This window comes from Brevundimonas sp. (assembly GCF_032107865.1).
Classification (GTDB): domain Bacteria; phylum Pseudomonadota; class Alphaproteobacteria; order Caulobacterales; family Caulobacteraceae; genus Brevundimonas.
The window spans coordinates 1-780 of sequence record NZ_DAMCNG010000335.1 but is presented as its reverse complement, the minus strand read 5'-3'; the positions used below and the strand labels follow the sequence as shown (position 1 = coordinate 780).

Genomic DNA, 780 nt, shown 5'->3' with positions numbered 1-780 from the left:
GGAAACGGAGGCCACGCGGCGCGTCGCCAAGGGCGCGCCGGGCGCCAAAGCCTCAATCGAGACCCAGCCGACCACGCCGTCGCGGCGGGCGCGGCCCCAGGCGCGATCCTGACGGCGCTCCAGCACGTCGAAGGCCTCGCCGAACAGCAGCTGGTCGATGCGCTGACCGTCGTCCGCGATGATGTCGGCAACCGGCAGACGGCAGTGAGCGGGGTCGGTCCGGCGATAGGCTTCGGCCCGCATCAGGCCTTCCAGCGCCTGCTCGGCCAGCACCACGCGATCCCCGTCCCGCAGGATCAGGGGCGCGCCAGGCGGCAGCAGGGCCAGGACATCGGTCAAGCGGCGGTCTCTAGACGGCTCGGACAATTCGAGCCGCCCACCCTAGGCGCCGATCCCGAAGGGGGCGTTAACAGCCTTGGCTATTTGACGAATTTGTCGCTGAGGTAGCGGAAGCAGGCGCGGATGGCCTGGGCTTCGCCGCCTTCGGGCCAGCCGGAGCGGGCGCGCGGGTTCCAGGCGAAGACGTCCATGTGCGCCCAGCTGCCGGTCGTCGGGGCGAACTTCTGCAGGAACAGGGCGGCCGTCACCGATCCGGCCTGCGCCCAGGCGGCGGAATCGTTGCGCACATCGGCGATCTCGCTGTCCAGAGAGGCGCGATAACCCGCCCACAGCGGCATCCGCCACAGGGGGTCGCCCACGGCGCGGCCGGCGTTCAGCACGCCCTCGGCCAGGGCGTCGTCGTCGGTGTAGAGCGGCGGCAACTCCGGCCCCAGGGCGATG

At 71.5% G+C, this 780-nt stretch carries 2 pseudogenes; both read right to left on the bottom strand.

The window, feature by feature from the left end:
• Window positions 1-339 (bottom strand): annotated as a pseudogene (locus RT567_RS16385) (peptidoglycan endopeptidase); the annotation flags it as partial.
• Between the two features lie 80 nt (window positions 340-419).
• Window positions 420-780 (bottom strand): annotated as a pseudogene (locus RT567_RS16380) (leucyl aminopeptidase family protein); the annotation flags it as partial.